Source organism: Pseudomonas sp. GW821-FHT09E12, assembly GCF_059416085.1.
In genome coordinates this window covers 359,369-376,033 of the sequence record NZ_JBWKOM010000007.1, presented here as the reverse complement: position 1 = coordinate 376,033, position 16,665 = coordinate 359,369, and the positions used below count along the sequence as shown (strand labels likewise).

Annotated in this window: 17 protein-coding genes; 4 read left to right on the top strand and 13 right to left on the bottom strand. The window is 64.5% G+C overall.

Annotation, left to right across the window (positions count from 1 at the left end; translation table 11 throughout):
• Window positions 1–4: 4 nt before the first annotated feature.
• From glgA to AC07PQ_RS22140, 10 genes are all read right to left on the bottom strand, one after another.
• Window positions 5–1,573, bottom strand: coding sequence for a glycogen synthase GlgA (gene glgA / locus AC07PQ_RS22185; RefSeq protein WP_493186197.1), 1,569 nt, complete (start codon window positions 1,571–1,573; stop codon window positions 5–7).
• Between the two features lie 487 nt (window positions 1,574–2,060).
• Window positions 2,061–3,014: a D-2-hydroxyacid dehydrogenase family protein gene (locus AC07PQ_RS22180; RefSeq protein WP_009043706.1), complete on the bottom strand. Its 954-nt coding sequence runs from the start codon at window positions 3,012–3,014 to the stop codon at window positions 2,061–2,063.
• 21 nt (window positions 3,015–3,035) lie between these two features.
• Complete coding sequence (locus AC07PQ_RS22175; RefSeq protein ID WP_493186198.1) at window positions 3,036–4,061, bottom strand: alpha/beta fold hydrolase; 1,026 nt, start codon at window positions 4,059–4,061, stop codon at window positions 3,036–3,038.
• Window positions 4,062–4,185: 124 nt separating this feature from the next.
• A complete protein-coding gene (locus AC07PQ_RS22170; RefSeq protein WP_150050955.1) occupies window positions 4,186–4,623 on the bottom strand; it encodes a YqaA family protein in 438 nt (145 codons plus the stop codon).
• Window positions 4,620–5,069: a DUF411 domain-containing protein gene (locus AC07PQ_RS22165; protein ID WP_007926770.1), complete on the bottom strand. Its 450-nt coding sequence runs from the start codon at window positions 5,067–5,069 to the stop codon at window positions 4,620–4,622. Before AC07PQ_RS22165 ends, AC07PQ_RS22170 begins: the two co-directional genes overlap by 4 nt.
• A gap of 204 nt (window positions 5,070–5,273) precedes the next feature.
• On the bottom strand, window positions 5,274–6,188 hold the full coding sequence (gene copD / locus AC07PQ_RS22160; RefSeq protein WP_493186199.1) for a copper homeostasis membrane protein CopD: 915 nt from the start codon (window positions 6,186–6,188) through the stop codon (window positions 5,274–5,276).
• 3 nt (window positions 6,189–6,191) lie between these two features.
• Complete coding sequence (gene copC, locus AC07PQ_RS22155; RefSeq protein ID WP_007926768.1) at window positions 6,192–6,575, bottom strand: copper homeostasis periplasmic binding protein CopC; 384 nt, start codon at window positions 6,573–6,575, stop codon at window positions 6,192–6,194.
• Between the two features lie 57 nt (window positions 6,576–6,632).
• Window positions 6,633–7,562 carry a copper resistance protein B gene (locus tag AC07PQ_RS22150; protein WP_493186200.1) on the bottom strand — a complete coding sequence of 310 codons (930 nt, stop codon included), beginning with the start codon at window positions 7,560–7,562 and terminating at the stop codon, window positions 6,633–6,635.
• A complete protein-coding gene (locus AC07PQ_RS22145) occupies window positions 7,559–9,376 on the bottom strand; it encodes a copper resistance system multicopper oxidase (protein WP_493186201.1) in 1,818 nt (605 codons plus the stop codon). Before AC07PQ_RS22145 ends, AC07PQ_RS22150 begins: the two co-directional genes overlap by 4 nt.
• A 122-nt stretch (window positions 9,377–9,498) precedes the next feature.
• Window positions 9,499–9,954, bottom strand: coding sequence for an SRPBCC family protein (locus AC07PQ_RS22140; protein ID WP_007928595.1), 456 nt, complete (start codon window positions 9,952–9,954; stop codon window positions 9,499–9,501).
• 396 nt (window positions 9,955–10,350) lie between these two features.
• On the opposite strand from AC07PQ_RS22140, the gene AC07PQ_RS22135 reads away from it, so the two are divergent.
• Window positions 10,351–10,881 (top strand): hypothetical protein, encoded by a 531-nt coding sequence (locus tag AC07PQ_RS22135; protein ID WP_007928592.1) that lies wholly within the window; start codon window positions 10,351–10,353, stop codon window positions 10,879–10,881.
• Between the two features lie 61 nt (window positions 10,882–10,942).
• Here AC07PQ_RS22135 and AC07PQ_RS22130 read toward each other — a convergent pair whose 3' ends face one another.
• Window positions 10,943–11,938 carry an aldo/keto reductase gene (locus tag AC07PQ_RS22130; protein WP_493186202.1) on the bottom strand — a complete coding sequence of 332 codons (996 nt, stop codon included), beginning with the start codon at window positions 11,936–11,938 and terminating at the stop codon, window positions 10,943–10,945.
• A 119-nt stretch (window positions 11,939–12,057) separates the two neighbouring features.
• Here AC07PQ_RS22130 and AC07PQ_RS22125 point away from each other — a divergent pair, with 119 nt between their 5' ends.
• Complete coding sequence (locus tag AC07PQ_RS22125; RefSeq protein ID WP_101337856.1) at window positions 12,058–12,975, top strand: LysR family transcriptional regulator; 918 nt, start codon at window positions 12,058–12,060, stop codon at window positions 12,973–12,975.
• Between the two features lie 93 nt (window positions 12,976–13,068).
• On the opposite strand, the gene AC07PQ_RS22120 is transcribed toward AC07PQ_RS22125, so the two are convergent.
• A complete protein-coding gene (locus tag AC07PQ_RS22120) occupies window positions 13,069–13,200 on the bottom strand; it encodes a hypothetical protein (RefSeq protein WP_493186203.1) in 132 nt (43 codons plus the stop codon).
• A 197-nt stretch (window positions 13,201–13,397) separates the two neighbouring features.
• Here AC07PQ_RS22120 and AC07PQ_RS22115 point away from each other — a divergent pair, with 197 nt between their 5' ends.
• Window positions 13,398–13,586: a hypothetical protein gene (locus AC07PQ_RS22115; RefSeq protein WP_007928588.1), complete on the top strand. Its 189-nt coding sequence runs from the start codon at window positions 13,398–13,400 to the stop codon at window positions 13,584–13,586.
• Window positions 13,587–13,604: 18 nt separating this feature from the next.
• On the opposite strand, the gene AC07PQ_RS22110 is transcribed toward AC07PQ_RS22115, so the two are convergent.
• Window positions 13,605–13,985, bottom strand: a complete 381-nt coding sequence (locus tag AC07PQ_RS22110; protein ID WP_007928587.1) for a hypothetical protein — start codon at window positions 13,983–13,985, stop codon at window positions 13,605–13,607.
• 316 nt (window positions 13,986–14,301) lie between these two features.
• Between AC07PQ_RS22110 and pvdQ the strand changes: the two genes are divergently transcribed.
• Complete coding sequence (gene pvdQ / locus AC07PQ_RS22105) at window positions 14,302–16,650, top strand: bifunctional acylase PvdQ (RefSeq protein ID WP_493186204.1); 2,349 nt, start codon at window positions 14,302–14,304, stop codon at window positions 16,648–16,650.
• The last annotated feature ends 15 nt before the right edge of the window (window positions 16,651–16,665 follow it).

Below are 16,665 nucleotides of genomic sequence, written 5' to 3'. Positions count from 1 at the left end.
CCTCTCAGGGTTTGGCCGATTTTCCCAAGGCCTTGGCCACCAGCTGTTCATAGAGTTCGGCGTAGGGTTCCACCGCCTTGCACCAGTTGAAGGGTGCGGCCATGGCCCGGCAGCGCATGGCGTTGAGCAACTGCGGATAGGCGAACACCTTGAAGGCGCGGCTCAGGGCCTCTTGGTAGCTGGCCACGGTGGATTCGTCGAACAGAAAACCGGTGACGCCGTTCTCGATAGTGTCGGCCAGGCCGCCGGTATTGCGCGCCACCGGCAGCGAACCGAAGCGCTGGGCGTACATCTGGCTCAGGCCGCAGGGCTCGTAGCGCGAAGGCATCAGCAGGAAATCGCTGCCGGCGAACATGCGGCGGGCGTCGGTTTCGTTGAAACCGATGTTCACCCCGATGCGCCCGGGGAAACGCGCGGCCAGGGCGCGCATGGCCTGTTCTTCCTCCGGCTCGCCGCGGCCGATGATGGCGATCTGGCCGCCGGACTTGACGATGTACTCGGCCACGCCTTCGGTAAGGTCCAGGCCTTTCTGGTAGACCAGGCGCGAGACCACCGCGAACAGCGGGCCGCTGCTGGGGTCGAGGCCGAACATCTGCCGCACATGGGTGGCATTGGCGGCCTTGCCTTGCCAGTTGCCAATGGCGAAGGGGGTGGACAGGTGCGGGTCGGTGGCGGCGTCCCAGCTTTCGTCGATGCCGTTGGGGATGCCGCTGAGCAGGCCTTGCTGGGTCTTGCTGGCGAGGAAACCGTCAAGCCCGCAGCCGAAGGCCGGGGTGGTGATTTCCTGGGCATAGGTGGCGCTGACGGTGGTGATGTGGCTGGCGTAGGCCATGCCCGCCTTGAGGAACGACAGCTTGCCGTAGAACTCCATGCCTTCCTGTTGCAGGGCATGTTCGGGGATGCCCAGCTCCGGGCAGGAAGCCAGGCTGACCACGCCCTGGTACGCCAGGTTATGGATGGTGAACAGGGTCGGCGTGCGTTGCCCGCGCCAGTGCATATAGGCCGGCGCGAGCCCGGCGGGCCAGTCATGGGCGTGCACCAGGTCCGGGCACCAGTGGATCTGTGCCAGGTTGGCGGCGATGTCGGCGGCGGCCAGGCCCAGGCGGGCGAAGCGGATATGGTTGTCTGGCCAGTCGCGGCCGTTGTTGGCGCCGTAGGGCGTGCCTTCGCGCTCATAGAGTTCGGGGCAGATCAGCACATAGATCACCAGGCCGTCGGGCATGTCCATGCGCCCGATCTTGCAGGCCGGCAGGGCCGCGTGGCCGCCCAGCTCGCCAATGATATGAATCGGGTTTTCGCTGTGCATCACCTGCCGGTAGCCAGGGATCAGCAGGCGTACATCGTGCAGGTGCGCCATGGCGCGGGGCAGGGCGGCCGACACGTCGCCCAGGCCGCCGGTCTTGACCAGGTCGGCGATTTCCGAAGTGACGAACAGGACCTTCTTGCGATTGGGGTTGTGGCGGATCAAGGGCAGTGACGTCTTGCCACCTGGGGCGAGAATCGATGTGGAGACCGTTTCACCGGCCAGCGGCAGAGGATGCTTTCCCTGGGTTTGCAATACGGCACTGGTCATCTGTTTCTCCCGTTTTATTGATCTGTTCCTGGCATCTGCCGGCGGTGTCAAAAGGCCAATCCGGTGGCCGGGCACAAAAAACGTTGCGCATGCGAAAGCCGAACGCAGCCTCATGCGTCGACGCAAAGAGGGTGAAGGGGCCATTGCAAGGATTGCACCAGTCGCGAAGGCCCTACCTTTAACCTGACCCAAGGCGTGAGCCAAAAGTTTCGACTTTATTTCCCTGGGAGTGACTGTCCGGTCACTTTTCGAATTCCAGTCTAGGACAGAAGTTAGAGCGCGGGCGTGACGATTAGGTTTTCTCGGGGCGAAGGTTGCGCTGCCCCGGAATAAAGCCGACGAAAGGCAGTCTCGCGCACCGGCCAGGGGCGAGGCTTTTTCGCCTTGGCGCGAAAACGGTGAGGGGCTGCAAGGGAGCGGTGCGGGGTGAAGGTGCTGGCGCTCGATGATGGTGCAGGGCAGTGCTGGCGCAATGCCCTGGCGTGGTTCAGCCCAACTGGCGGATCGGCTGGCCGGCGGCCCAGGCCTGGATGTCTTCGATCATCTGGGCGAAGAACTGTCGGTAGTTCTGTTGGCTGACATAACCGACATGGGGCGTGGCCAGCACGTTGGGCAGGCGGCGCAGCGGATGATCGAGGGGCAGCGGCTCCTGCTCGAACACATCCAGCGCCGCGCCGGCCAGGCGCCCGCGTTCGAGGGCGCTGATCAGCGCCGCTTCATCGACGATCGGCCCGCGGGCGGTGTTGACCAGCAGCGCCGAGGGCTTCATCCAGGCCAGCGCCTGGGCGTCCACCAGGCCGCGGCTGCGTTCGCTGAGCACCAGATGCACCGAGAGTACGTCGGCCTGTTCGAACAGCTGCTGCTTGTTCACGTAGGTCACGCCGGCCGCCGCGGCCCGTTCGGCGGTGAGGTTCTCGCTCCAGGCGATCACCCGCATGCCGAACACCTGGCCGAACTGCGCCACCCGCTGGCCGATGCTGCCCAGGCCGAGAATGCCCAGGGTCTTGCCGTGCAGGTCGCCGCCCAGCCCCTGTTGCCAGAGGCCGGCGCGCAGCGCGCTGGCTTCGCTGAGCAGGTTGCGGGTCTGGGCCATGATCAGCGCCCAGGTCAGCTCCGGCGCCGCGTGCTTGTAACTGTCGGTGCCGCACACCTGGATGCCCAGGCGGGTCGCTGCGGCCAGGTCGATGGCGGCATTGCGCATGCCACCGGTGAGCAGCAGCTTGAGCCGCGGCAGGCTGCGCAGCAGGGCCGCGTCGAAACGGCTGCGCTCGCGCATCACGCAGATCACCTCGAACGGCGCCAGGCGCTCGCTCATGGCGGCGGTGTCACTGGGGTAGTCATGGATAAAGCTGACCTGGCCAATACCCGCCAGCACCGACCAGTCCACGACGTCACGGGCAACGTCCTGCCAATCATCGATTACCGCGATCTGCACACTCATGAAGGCTCCGGGGAAAACGCATCAATGTGACGCCAGCCAGCCCAGCAGGGCCTGGTGGAATTGCGCCGGTTGTTCCATCTGCGGGGCGTGGCCCAGGCCCGGGAACTCGATCAGGGTCGAGTGCGGGATGAGCCCGGCCACCTGCTTGCCCAGCACCTGGTAGTTGCCGATCCGCGCCTTGACCGCCGGCGGCGCGATATCGCTGCCGATCGCCGTGGTGTCGGAGGTGCCGATCAACAGCAGGGTTGGCATCTTCAGGTCCTTGAACTCGTAGTACACCGGCTGGGTGAAGATCATGTCGTAAATCAGTGCCGAGTTCCACGCCACCCGTGTGTGCCCCGGGCCCTTGTTGAGGCCGGCGAGCATGTCCACCCAGCGCTCGAATTCCGGCTGCCAGCGGCCGTCGTAATAGGTGCTGCGTTCATAGTTGCGGATACCCTCGGCCGACAGCTTGAGCTCGCGGGCGTACCACTGGTCGACGCTGCGGTAGGGCACGCCGAGGGCCTTCCAGTCTTCCAGGCCGATCGGGTTGACCAGCGCCAGTTGCTGCACCTGCTCGGGGTATTGCAGGGCATAACGGGTGGCCAGCATGCCGCCGGTGGAATGGCCCAGCAGGCTGACCTGCCGGACGCCCAGCCGGTCCAGCAGTTGCCGGGTGTTCTGCGCCAGTTGCTGGAAGCTGTATTGATAGTGCTCGGGCTTGCTGGAGGTGCAAAAGCCGATCTGGTCTGGGGCTATGACCCGGTAGCCGGCGTCGCTCAAGGCCTTGATCGAGGTGTCCCAGGTCGCGCCGCAGAAATTCTTGCCGTGCATCAGCAGCACGCTGCGACCGTTGGGCGTGCCCTTGGCCGGCACATCCATATACCCCATCTGCAAGGCCTGGCCCTGGGACTCGAAGGCAAAGTGCTGCAGCGGGTAGGGATAGTCGAAGCCTTGCAACTCGGGACCGTAGGCCGGGCCTTCGGCGGCAAGGGCGGGCAGGGCGGCGGTCAGCAACAGGCCGGGTAACCAGCAGGCGAGGCTCCGGCGGGTGGGGCTTAGGGACATACATGACCTCCGAGGGAAATGAGCTGATCCTGGCGCGGCGTGATAGCGCGACATTAATAAGCAGAGGCCATCGCCAGGGTGAAACGTTCCCTTCGTGGTCAGCCTGGAGGCGTACCCCGTCAGCTCAACCGACCCAGCCGAGGGTCATCCAGGCCAGCACGCCATACCGCGCGCCCTTGGCCAGGGTGACGATCAGCAGGAAGCGCTTTAGCGGTTCGCCCATGATTCCGGCCACCAGGGTCAGCGGGTCGCCGATGATCGGCAGCCAGCTCAGCAGCAGGGACCAGTGGCCGTAGCGCTGGTAATGGCTGCGGGCCCGTTGCAGATGGCGTGGGCCGACGGGGAACCAGCGGCGGTCCTTGTAGTGTTCCAGGCGCTGGCCCAGCCACCAGTTCACTAGGGAACCCAGGACATTGCCGAGGGTGGCGACGGCCAGCAGCAGCCAGACCGGGTGCTGGCCGTTGAGCAGCAGCCCCACCAGCACGGCCTCGGATTGCAGCGGCAGCAGGGTGGCGGCGCCGAAGGCCGCCAGGAACAGGCCGAGGCAGGCGGTGAGGATCAATGGGCCGGGTAGTCCGCGACCACCACGTCCTTGCCGTCCTTGGTCAGGCCGATAACCTGGTAGGCGTCGGCGGGCATGCCGTCCATTTCCATGCCGGGCGAGCCCATGGGCATGCCGGGGGCGGCGACGCCGAGCAGGTCATCGCGCTTGCTCAGGGCCAGCACCTGGTCCGCCGGTACATGGCCTTCGACGAATTTGCCGTTGATCACCGCGGTGTGGCACGACGCCAGGCGCGGGGCCACGCCCAGGCGCTGCTTGACTTCGCTCATGTTGCTTTCGACGTGGTCGTTGACCTTGAAGCCGTTGGCTTGCAGGTGCTCGATCCATTTCTTGCAGCAACCGCAGTTGGCATCGCGGTGCACATCGATCGGGATCAGGTCGGCGGCCTGGGCCAGGGAGCCGACGAGCAGGGCAGACAGGGCTGCCAGGCGCAGAGTGTTGTTCATAGGAAGTCTCTTGATCATCAGGGCGCCTTGGGGCGCGGTGTTGGGCCGACAGGGTGGCGTATTTTGCTACTTTTCTCGAGCGCGGCGCAGCGCTTGTGTTTCAACGTTATACCGAGCGCTGGCCATTCAGGTTGTCTGGTACTGCGCGTTGTCGTTCATCGCGGGCAAGCCTCGCTCCTACAGAAGCGTGCCCGCGATAGGTGTTCATTCGGGAACCGGGCTCAGGATGCCGAGCATGGCCACCAGGCCTAGGATCAACAGGGCCGCCGCCAGTTCCAGGACCATGCTGCGACGCAAGGCGGGCAGGGCTGCCTGGGGCGAGGCCTGGTGCAGCGCCTGCTCCAGCTGCGGAACCAGATGGAAGCGGTTCAATGCGGCGAACACCAGCATGCTGGCGAACACCGCCACCTTCAGGCTGAGGAGCAGGCCATAGGTGCTGGCGCTCAACGTTGCCAGGTCCGGGCCGACGATCAGCAGGTAGTTGAGCACACCGCTGATGGTCAGGACGACCACGATCAGCGTGCCCAGGCTGGCAAACCCCTTCAGGGCATCGAGCAGGTGGCCTGCCTGCGGTTCGTCTTCGCAGGCGCTACGGCGAAGCAGCAGGGCGAAAGCCGCCAGTGCCCCCAACCAGGCGCCGGCGCCCAGTAAATGCAGGATGTCGCTGCCCAGGTGCAGGTAATGCCGGCCGCCTTCGCTCATCGCCCCGTGGCCGCCCCAGGCCAGGGTGGCCAGGGCTGCCGCTGTGCACAGAATCAGGCCGTATAGGGTGAACCTCGGCCAGCCACCGCTGAACAGAAGCAGCCCCCCCGCCAGCAGCAACGCCGCCAGGCGTAGCAGCCAGCTTTGGCCGACAGCGGTTTCCAGCATGAGCGCAGACAGCAGCGCCGGGTCCAGTTCGACCAGGCTGGTCGCGCCACTCATCGACAGCGCCAGTTCCAGCAGCGCGGCGCCTGACAGCAGCGCGCCCAGCACCAGGGCGGTCGCCAGAGGCCGGCGAAAACGCCATTGGCTCTGTGCACCACGCAACCCGTAAAGGCTGAACAGCGCCAGGCCGAATAGCAGCGTCAGATCGAGGTACAGGGCAAAACGCAGGGCGAGGTTGATGAGTTCGCCCATGGCTCAGTTGACTTCGAAGGTCAGGTTGCCGGTGATCGGATGGGTGTCGGCGGACACCGCCCGCCACTCGACTTTGTAGCTGCCCTTCGCGAGCGGGGCGGCGGGGCTGATGATCATGCTTTTCGGATCGCCGCCGCCGGCCACGCTGGCCTTGACCGGCATCGGTGCGTGACTCATCCCGGGCATGCCGGTCATCAGCAGCCGAGCCCCGGAGAACTGGGTGGTGAGGGGTTCCGAGAATTGCAGTTCGATCTTCGCCGGCGCCGCGCCCTTGGCGCCTTCGGCCGGGGTCGAGGCCAGCAGCTTGGGGTGCGCCTGGGCGACGCCAGTGAGTAACAGGCCGGCACCGAAAGTGGCGGCGATGACGAGATGCTTGAGGTGGGACATGCAAGGCTCCAGGCGGCATTGGCCGCGTGCTGTTTTTAGTTATCTATTGAAGGGAAGTCAGAACCACAGGCGCACACCGAGCACCAGGCGGGCTTCGCTGTTGTCTTCGCCTTCTTCACGGGCGTAGTCCGCGGTCTTGCCGTAGCTGCGGCTCCAGGTCACGCCGACGTAGGGCGCGAACTGGCGGTGCAGCTCGTAGCGCAGGCGCAGGCCGGCCTCCAGCGAGGAGAGCCCCGAGCCGATGCCCCGTTGCGGGTCGTTCTTGCCGTACAGGCTGACCTCTGCGTTGGGCTGCAGGATCAGGCGGTTGGTCAGCAGGATGTCGTATTCGGCCTGGAATTCCAGGGCGCTCTGGCCGCCTTCGCCGAGGTAGGCGGTGGCCTGGCTTTCGAAGTTGTACAGGGCCATGCCTTGCAGCCCGAGGGCGGCCCAGGTCTGTGGCGCGCCGGGCTTGAAGTCCTGGCGCACGCCGCTGACCAGATCCCACCAGGGGCCGATGGCATGGCCCCAGAGCGCCTCGACCTGGGCGTTTTCGGTCCGGCCGTTAGTGCGCTCGCCTTCGCTGCGCAGCCACAGCCGGTCGATGTCGCCGCCGATCCAACCGTTCATTTCCCAGGCCAGGGCACTGCCGTCATCGGCGTCCTGGTACTCCAGGCGATCGACCAGCCACAGCGAGTTGATCGCCTTGTCGTGCACGCCGTGGCCGGCCACCGGCGGGAAGGCGGCGCGGCGGTCGGCGTCGGTGAGTACCGGGATCGGCGTGCGGCTTTGGGTGGGCGCGGCGGGTTCCATGGTCTGCAGCGGTTCGTCGTCCATGCCGGTCATCTGGCTGTGGTCCATGCCCGGCATCGGGTTGCCTTGCATGGAGGAAGCCGGCATGGACGCATGATCCATGCTGGAGTGATCCATGCTTTCGGCGGCCTGCAAGGTGGCGGCGCCGAGGCCGAGCAGGGTGGTGAACAGGGTCAAGGCGTTTTTCGGCATCATGCGGTGCTCCCGGCTTCGTCCACTCGTACTTCGCGAAACATGCCCATCTCCATGTGGAACAGCAGGTGGCAGTGATAGGCCCAGCGCCCCAGGGCATCGGCGGTCACCCGGTAACTGCGCTTGCTGCCCGGCGGCATGTCGATCGTGTGCTTGCGCACCAGGAAGCGCCCCTGTTCGTCTTCCAGGTCGCTCCACATGCCGTGCAGGTGGATGGGGTGGGTCATCATGGTGTCGTTGACCAGGGTGATGCGTACCCGCTCGCCATAGGTCAGGCGCAGGGGCTCGGCGTCGCTGAACTTGATGCCGTCGAACGACCAGGCGAATTTTTCCATGTGCCCGGTCAGGTGCAGCTCAATGGTGCGGCTCGGTTCGCGCCCGTCGGGGTCTTCGAAGGTGCTGCGCAGGTCGGCGTAGGTCAGTACCCGACGGCCGTTGTCGCGCAGGCCGATACCTGGGTCGGCGAGTTTCGGCGTCGGGCTCATGGTCTGCATGTCCACCAGCGGGTTGCCGTCTTCCGAGGCCGGGTGGCTTTGCATGGCGCCGCCCATGGTGCCGTGGTCCATGCCCGACATGCCGCTGTGGTCCATACCGGCCATGTTGCTGGAATTCATCCCCTGCATCTGGTCGTGGTCCATGCCCTGCATCTGGCCATGATCCATGCCGGGCATGTCGCCCATGCCAGCCATGCTGCCGTGATCCATGCCCATGTCGGCCATGCTGATCAGCGGCCGCGGGTCCAGGGGCGGCACGGGCGCGCTCAGTCCCGGACGCTGGCTCAGGGTGCCGCGGGCATAGCCGCTGCGGTCCATGGCCTGGGCGAACAGGGTGTAGGCCTCCTGCGAGCCGGGCTCGACCAGCACGTCGTAGGTTTCCGCCACGGCGATGCGCAGTTCATCGACGCTGACCGGCTGCACATACTGGCCGTCGGCGGCGACCACCGTCATCTTCAGACCGGGAATGCGCAGGTCGAAGTAGCTCATGGCCGAGCCGTTGATCAGGCGCAGGCGCAGCTTCTCGCCGGGCTTGAACAGCCCGGTCCAGTTGCCGCCGGGGCTCTGGCCGTTGATCAGGTAGGTGTAGGTATAACCGCTGACGTCCGCCAGGTCGGTGGGGGTCATTTTCATCTGCGCCCACATCTTGCGATCGGCGAGGGTGGCCGCCCAGCCGTCGCGGCTGACGTCCTCGATAAAGTCGCCGACCGTGCGCTTGTGGAAGTTGTAGTAGCCGGGCTGCTTTTTCAGGATGTTCATCAGGCGCTCGGGCGCCTCGTCGCTCCAGTCGCTGAGCATCACCACGTAGTCGCGGTCGTACTGGAAGGGTTCCGGTTCGCGGGCCTCGATCACCAGTGGCCCGTAGACCCCGGCCTGTTCCTGCAGGCCCGAGTGGCTGTGGTACCAGTAGGTGCCGTTCTGCCGGACCTTGAAGCGGTATTCGTAGAGGCCGCCGGGGGCGATGCCGTGGAAGCTCAGGCCCGGCACGCCGTCCATGTTGGCCGGCAGGATCAGGCCGTGCCAGTGGATCGAGGTGTCCTCCTGGAGGCGGTTGCGCACCCGGATGGTCACGGTGTCGCCCTCGCGCCAGCGCAGCAGCGGGCCGGGCAGGCCGCCGTTGATGGTCATCGCGGTGCGCGAGGTGCCGCTGTAGTTGACCTGGGATTCACCGATGAACAGGTCGAACTGCTGGCCGCTGAGGGCGGGCAGTTGGCCGTCTTCGCTGCGTGCCCAGAGCGGCTGTTGCCACAGCCCGGTGCCGGCCAGTACGCCGCCGGCGGCCAGGCCCTTGATAAAACTGCGTCGTGTGGGTTTTACATGCATGCCCCAAGGCTCCCTCGATCCTGCTGGTCAGGTATGGGGCGACCTTAAGTGGCGCGGCCTGTCAGAAAACTGAGGTGAAGATTACAGATTTGTCAGCCAGTGGGGCGCCACCCGTTGCCGGATCAGTGGGCGATCTGTTCCAGGTTGCGCTTGAGGTTGGCCAGCGCCAGTTGGGACAAGTGCTCGATACGCGGGCGCAGGCTGAGCAGGTTGAGGTCAGAGCAGTAGTGCAGGGTGCGCTTGAACAGGGTTCCGTCCCCGTATTTGCACAACTGATAGTGGATCGAGCCGTCTGCTGGCGCAGAACTGAAGACGATCTTGAACTCCTTGGGAAATACCGCGACCAGCACCCGGCAGCTCAGGTGGATCTGCAGGCCGAGCAGGTCGATGGTTTTGCCGAAGCGATGCCCCGCTGGCAATGAGCCAGCCAGGCCGGTGTCGGCGCGCAGGGACGCGGGATGCCACTCGGGCCAGCGATCCGGCTGAGTCACGTAGTAGTAGACGGTATCGATCGGCGCGTCGATGTAGAGCTCATGGCAGATGAGCTCGTCCAAAAGGTGCTGCTGACGTTGTTCCATGATGCACCTCCTTGTTGTAGGGACCCTCAAATATAGTTGCCCCTGCGCCTGTCATGGAGGTGTGGAACAGACCGTTCGGCGGACTTCGGACAAGCCCGTCCAGGCAACTAACCAGTCGCTACGCTAGAGGCCGAAAATCACTGCTTAGTTGTCATGGGTTTGATTGTTAAACAATTGTTTCGGCCAGCAAAAACGGGCCTTCCGGCATTTGTATCGGAAATGTACAAAAATTGTAAAAACCAGAAATATTTGTTGGTGAGACGCCCTGGCGCGTCGATACTCGCGACCATCGTTTTCCCTCAATCAGGCTTTTCAGACGTTTCTTAGTTGAACTTGCGCGATCCTCTTGTTGGCCGCGCAAGACGTATGTCGAAAGCCCGTACACAGGAGTCTTTTATGACAATCGGATATGTCGGCGGCTGGACCAGCAAGGCCGGTCTGCTGGTGCAGGACACTGGCACCCGGGGCAAGCCGGTCAGCCAGAGCGTCAAGGTCAAGCAGATGCTGGCCCTGGTCGGCCAGAACCCGCTGGCGCTGAACGTGTTCAAGATGGATGAAATGAAGCTGCACAAGCAGATCAAGGGGTTCGATCCGGAGAACGTCAGCGCCAAGCAACTGGGCAACATGAGTACGTTCCTGAAAGAAAAGGGCCTGATCAGCGACGTGACGGCGATGACCCTGCTCAATGCCGGCGACAAGTTCGATCGCTTTGGCGTGCAGAAAGACCCGGAGGCCAAGTTCAACGCCCTGGAGTATTTCGCGATCCAGCTGGACACCATCCAGAGCAACAACCTCAAAGGCAACAAGTACGCCAACTACCTGATCCCCGAGTACAAGAAAGCCATCTACGTGCTGCAGAACCTGCAAAGCTACGGCAAGGGCAACGGCACCACGGTGACCGACAAGAATCGCTCCACCAAGGCGTGAGGCGACAAACAAAGGCCCTCGACCGATAAACCGGTCGAGGGCCTTTTTTGTGGCTGGCTGTTTACCGGTCGAGCAAGGCCATCACCGCGTGCGGGTAACGCTCGCCGGCAGTGGCGTCGGGGGTGAAGATCCGTTCCAGGGCCTGCAGTTCGTCAGCGTCGAGGCGGACTTGCAGCGCGGCGACATTCTCCTCCAGGTACTTGCGTTGCTTGGTGCCCGGAATCGGGATCAGGTAATCGCCCTGCGCCAGCACCCAGGCCAGGGCCAGTTGCCCGGCGGTGATGCCCTTGGCCGCCGCGAGTTGCTTGACCTGTTCCACCAGCAGCAGGTTCCTGGTGAAGTTCTCACCCTGGAAGCGCGGGCTGAAACGCCGGTAGTCGTCGGCGGCGAAATCCTCCGGGCTCTTCAGGGCGCCAGTGAGAAAGCCTCGACCCAGCGGGCTGTAGGGCACAAAGGCGATGCCCAGGCGCTGGCAGGCCGCCAGGCAGCCGTTGTCTTCCTGGTCGCGGCTCCACAACGAATATTCGCTTTGCAGGGCGCTGATCGGATGCACCTTGTGGGCCCGCTCCAGCGTTGCCGCCGAGGCTTCGCTGAGCCCCAGGTAGCGGACCTTGCCGGCCCGCACCAGCTCGGCCATGGCGCCGACGGTTTCCTCGATGGCCACGTCCGGGTCGATGCGGTGCTGGTAATACAGGTCCAGGGTGTCCACGCCCAGGCGCTGCAAGGTGCCGTCGATCGCCTGGCGAATGTAGTCGGGGCGGCCGTTCACTCCGCGCGCCGCCGGGTCGCCGGGGTTGCGCACGATGCCGAACTTGCTGGCCAGGAACACCTGGTCGCGTTTGCCGCGGATCGCCTGGCCGATCAGGATTTCGTTGCTGTGGGGGCCGTACATGTCGGCGGTGTCCAGCAGGTTGATCCCCAGTTCCAGGGCGCGATGCAAGGTGGCGGTGGCTTCCCGGGTATCGGTGCCGGTGGTGTAGAAATCGGTCATGCCCATGCAGCCAAGGCCGATGGCTGACACTTGCGGGCCGTTCTTGCCCAGTTGACGGGTTTGCATAGGAGAAGCTCCGGTGGATGGGGTGGCGGCCATTGTTCTCCTCGACAAAAACAAGATAAACCGGCTAAAAGCGCTATCACTATTCGTAATTTCTAAATAATCCGCGACAGGCCAAGCCAATGGACCGTTTTAATGCCATGCGTGTGTTCACCCGCATCGTCGACCTCGGCGGTTTCGCCAAGGCCGCCGACAGCCTGCAGATGCCCCGGGCCTCGGTGACGGTGCTGATCAAACAGTTGGAGGCGCATCTGGGCGTGCAGCTGCTGTTGCGCACCACCCGCCAGGTCACACCGACCCTGGACGGCGCCGCCTATTATCAGCGTTGCGTGCGGCTGCTGGCGGACCTTGAGGAAACCGAAGCGGTGTTTTCCGCCGCGCGCCACAACCCGCGCGGCACCTTGCGCATCGACATGCCAGCGGGGATCGGGCGGCTGGTGGTGATCCCGGCGTTGCCGGCGTTCTCCGAGCGCTACCCGCTGGTCGACCTGGAAATCGGCCTCAACGACCGGCCGGTGGACCTGATCCGCGAAGGGGTGGACTGCGTGTTGCGCGGCGGCCTGTGCCTCGACGACTCGCTGGTGGCCCGGCCGTTGCTGGCGCTGGAGCAGGTGACTTGTGCCAGTCCCGCCTACCTGCGCCAGCGCGGTGTGCCGCAGAGCCTGGACGAGCTGGCCGGGCATCAGATGATCGAGTATTTCTCCAGCGTCAGCGGCAAGCGTTATGGCCTGGAGTTCGAGGTGCAGGGCCAGGTGCTGTTGCCGGAGCTGCCCAAGCAGGTGTCGGTCAACAGCGCCGATGGCTACCTGGCCGCCTGCGAGGCCGGCTATGGGTTGGTGCAGACGCCTTACTATCACGTCGCCCAGCAGTTGGCCGAAGGTCGCCTGAGCGAAGTGCTCCGGCACATCCCGCCACCCAGGATGCCGTTGAGCGCGCTGTACCCGCCGCACCGGCACCTGTCGACGCGGGTCCGGGTGTTCGTCGACTGGCTGGTGGAGTTGTTCGCCCAGCCGGGGATTCACAACACCCGGCTGGCGTAGCTCGACAGTAAAGACAGACGCCCGCGGCGAGGCGGGCGTCGGGCAATTTCGTGGTGGGTTACAAGGGGGGGAAATACTGGCGCTCTGGATGACTTAGCGGTGGTAGTAGTAGCCGGGGCCGCCGTCGTAATGGCGGTGATGCCAGCCGTCGTGAGGGAAGATGATGCAGCCGGACAGGGCCAGCATCGCCAGCAGGGGAATCAGCCGGGCGATTCGACGGAACATTGCGCAGTCCTCAAAGGGCTCTGGGGTTAAAACCGCCGCGATGCAGCGAAAACTCTTCGGCGGCTGTAACATGAGACCCCGTTCGCCCGCGCCCATCCCCGATTCTCGGTAGGCGTTTGGCATCTGTTTCGATACAGAGTCGATACATTTACATGCGGCATTTTCAGGCCGCACCTTTACAGGTTCAGGAACCCGCAATGACCCAGAAGCAACGCTTGATCTATTCGATTGTGATTTCCCTGGTGGTACTGGGAATCATGCTTGGCCTTTCTTACCTGCAGAACGCTGGAATGATCACCGAGAAAATGTTCCAGTACATCGCCATTGGCGTGGCGGTGACCGTGGTCGTGATCAATGGCGTGATGCGGCGCAAGGTCAAGCCTTGAGAGACACCCCAGGCGGCCTCAGTCGCGGCCGTCGAGTATGGCTTCAGCCTGTTGATGCAGGCTGAAGCTCTTGTCTGCATTGAGGGTAATCACGCCTTCGCTGCACAGCCGCTTCAACACCTCGCGCACGCTGAGGAACGACAGCGGGATATCCAGCTCCAGCAAATGACTGTGAATGCCTCGCACCCCCAGGGCGCGCTGGCTTTCGGCTGCCTGCAGCAAGGCATCGATGACTTTCAGGCGAATCAGGCTGGTGCGCAGGCCGAAGCTCTTGAGCAGGTGCCTGATGCGTTCGTTGCGGTTGCGCTCGGCTTGCTTGCCGAAGACACCGGCGCCGGCGTTCAGGGAGGACGCGGGTTGTGCGGTGTGGCCATCCGTTGGCAGTTGCGGGTCGTACATGCAAAAACTCCTTTTCAGAGCCTGATCAGGAAAATGACGGGTGCTCTCACATAACTAGACGAACGAGCCGCGCAAATCATGAGGAATCAGTTGTAGAAAATTTGTGAGGGCTTTGTCGTCGTCAGGTTGGCGGGCGATCGGCGCCTGGCGCGAGGGCGCTAAATTTTCCGTGGCGGTTTCGTCTGTAAGGGCAGGCGGGCTTTGGCTGATACCGGGTCGCGCCGTCCTTTACCGGGCTGGAATCCGTATCCCCTGTGTGCTCATCGGCATGCCGCGCCAGCCTGGGTTGTGCATCTTCTTTCGATCAGGAGTCGGCGTGATTATTTCCAGCCAGTTGCCCAGGTTTTGCCTTGCGGGTTTGTTTCTCGGGCTGAGCCTTGTGGCTCAGGGACGCGAGGTCCAGGGCGGCGAGGCAAGCGCCGATATTCGCCGCACCGGTTTTGGCGTCCCGCATATTCGCGCCGCCGACGAACGCGGGCTGGGTTACGGTATCGGCTATGCCTATGCCCAGGACAACTTGTGCCTGCTGGCCAACGAAGTGCTGACGGTCAATGGCGAGCGTTCGAAGTATTTCGGCCCACAGCAGCAGACCGTCGAGCAACGGGAAAACCTCACCAGCGACCTGTTCTTCAACTGGCTGAACACGCCCCAGGCGGTGTTCGGCTTCTGGCAGGCGCAGACCCCGCAGGTGCGGCAACTGATCGAAGGGTATGTCGCTGGCTATAACCGCTCCCTGGCCGAGCGCCGGGCCCAGGGCCTGCCCGAGCAGTGCCAGGGTGACTGGGTACGGCCGTTGACCGCCCTGGACCTGGTCAAGCTGACTCGCCGGCTGTTGGTGGAGGGTGGCGTCGGCCAGTTCGCCGAAGCCCTGGTGGGCGCGACCCCGCCATCCGCCACGGCGCAGCTGAAGCCATCGGCCCAGGCCTTTGCCCAGGCGGATGCCCGCGGCCAGCGGTTCGCCCTGGACCGCGGCAGCAACGCGGTGGCCGTGGGGCGCGAGCGCTCGTTCAATGGTCGCGGCATGTTGCTGGCCAACCCGCATTTTCCATGGGTGGGCGGCATGCGCTTCTACCAGATGCACCTGACCATTCCCGGCAAGCTGGACGTCATGGGGGCCGCCTTGCCCGGCCTGCCGATGATCAATATCGGTTTCAGCCAGCACCTGGCCTGGACCCACACGGTGGACACCTCCAAGCATTTCACCCTGTACCGCCTGCAACTGGACCCCAAGGACTCGACCCGCTACCTGCTCGACGGCAAGTCCCTGCCGTTGGAGAAACAAGTGGTCAGCGTCAAGGTGCAGGGCGAGGACGGCCAGCTCACGACCGTCAGCCACAGTGTCTACAGCTCGCAATTCGGCCCGCTGGTGCAGTGGCCCGGCAAGCTGGACTGGGACAACCGCTTCGCCTACAGCCTGCGCGACGCCAACCTGGAAAACGACCGGGTGCTACAACAGTGGTACGCGATGAACCAGGCCCGCAGCCTCAAGGAACTGCAGGCGTCGGTGCATCGGCTGCAGGGCATTCCCTGGGTCAATACCCTGGCCGTGGATGACCAGGGCCAGACGCTGTACATGAACCAGTCGGTGGTGCCCAACGTCAGCGCGGAAAAACTCGCCCACTGCAGCGACCCGCGGATCGGCACCCAACTGATCATTCTCGACGGTTCCCGCGCGGCCTGTGCCTGGGACATCGACCCGGCCGCCGCGCAAAAGGGCATCTATCCGGCCAGCCAGCTGCCGCAACTGTTGCGCAGCGATTACGTGCAGAACTCCAACGACTCGGCGTGGATGGTCAACCCGGCCGCGCCGCTGCAAGGCTTCTCGCCGCTGATCAGCCAGCAGGACCTGCCGCTGGGGCAGCGCGCGCGTTTTGCCCTGAATCGCCTGATCGGCACGGGCAAGGGCGAGCCGCTGAGCGCCGCCGACCTCAAGCACATGGTGATGGACGACCAGGTGTACCAGGCCGGGCAGGTGATGCCGGACCTGCTGCAGTTCTGTGCCGCCGACCTGGGCAGCGATGCCCGGGCCCTGGCGCCGCTGTGTGCCAGCCTCAAGGCCTGGGACCGCAGCGCCAACCTGCAAAGCGGAGTGGGCTTGGTGCATTTTCGCAACGTCATGGAGCAGCTGGAGGCGGTCGATAATCGCTGGCGCGTGGCCTTCGATGCCCGGGACCCGCAGCACACGCCGCGCGGCCTGGCGATCGACCGGCCGCCGGTGGCCAAGGCGCTGCGCGCGGCGATGCTGGCCTCGGTGCAACAGGTGGCCGAGTCGGGCCTGAAGGCCGAAAGCCGTTGGGGCGATATCCAGGTGGTCAGCAGCGGCGGCCGGCAGACGCCGATTCATGGCGGCCCGGCCAGCCTGGGCGTGTACAACGCGATCCAGAGCGTTCCCGCGGCCGACGGCAAGCGTGAGGTGGTCAGCGGTACCAGTTACCTGCAAGTGGTGACCTTCGACGAGCAGGGCCCGCATGCCCAGGGCCTGCTGGCGTTTTCCCTGTCCAGCGACCCGGCGTCGCCGCACTCGCGGGACCAGACCGAGGCGTTCTCGAAGAAGCAGTGGAGTGTGTTGCCGTTCACCGAGCAGCAGATCCAGGCGGACCCGCAGTATCGGTTGCAGGTGATTCACGAAGTGGATGATCGGTTGCGCAAGGTCGCGACTCAGTAAGCGCGTTCAATCTGC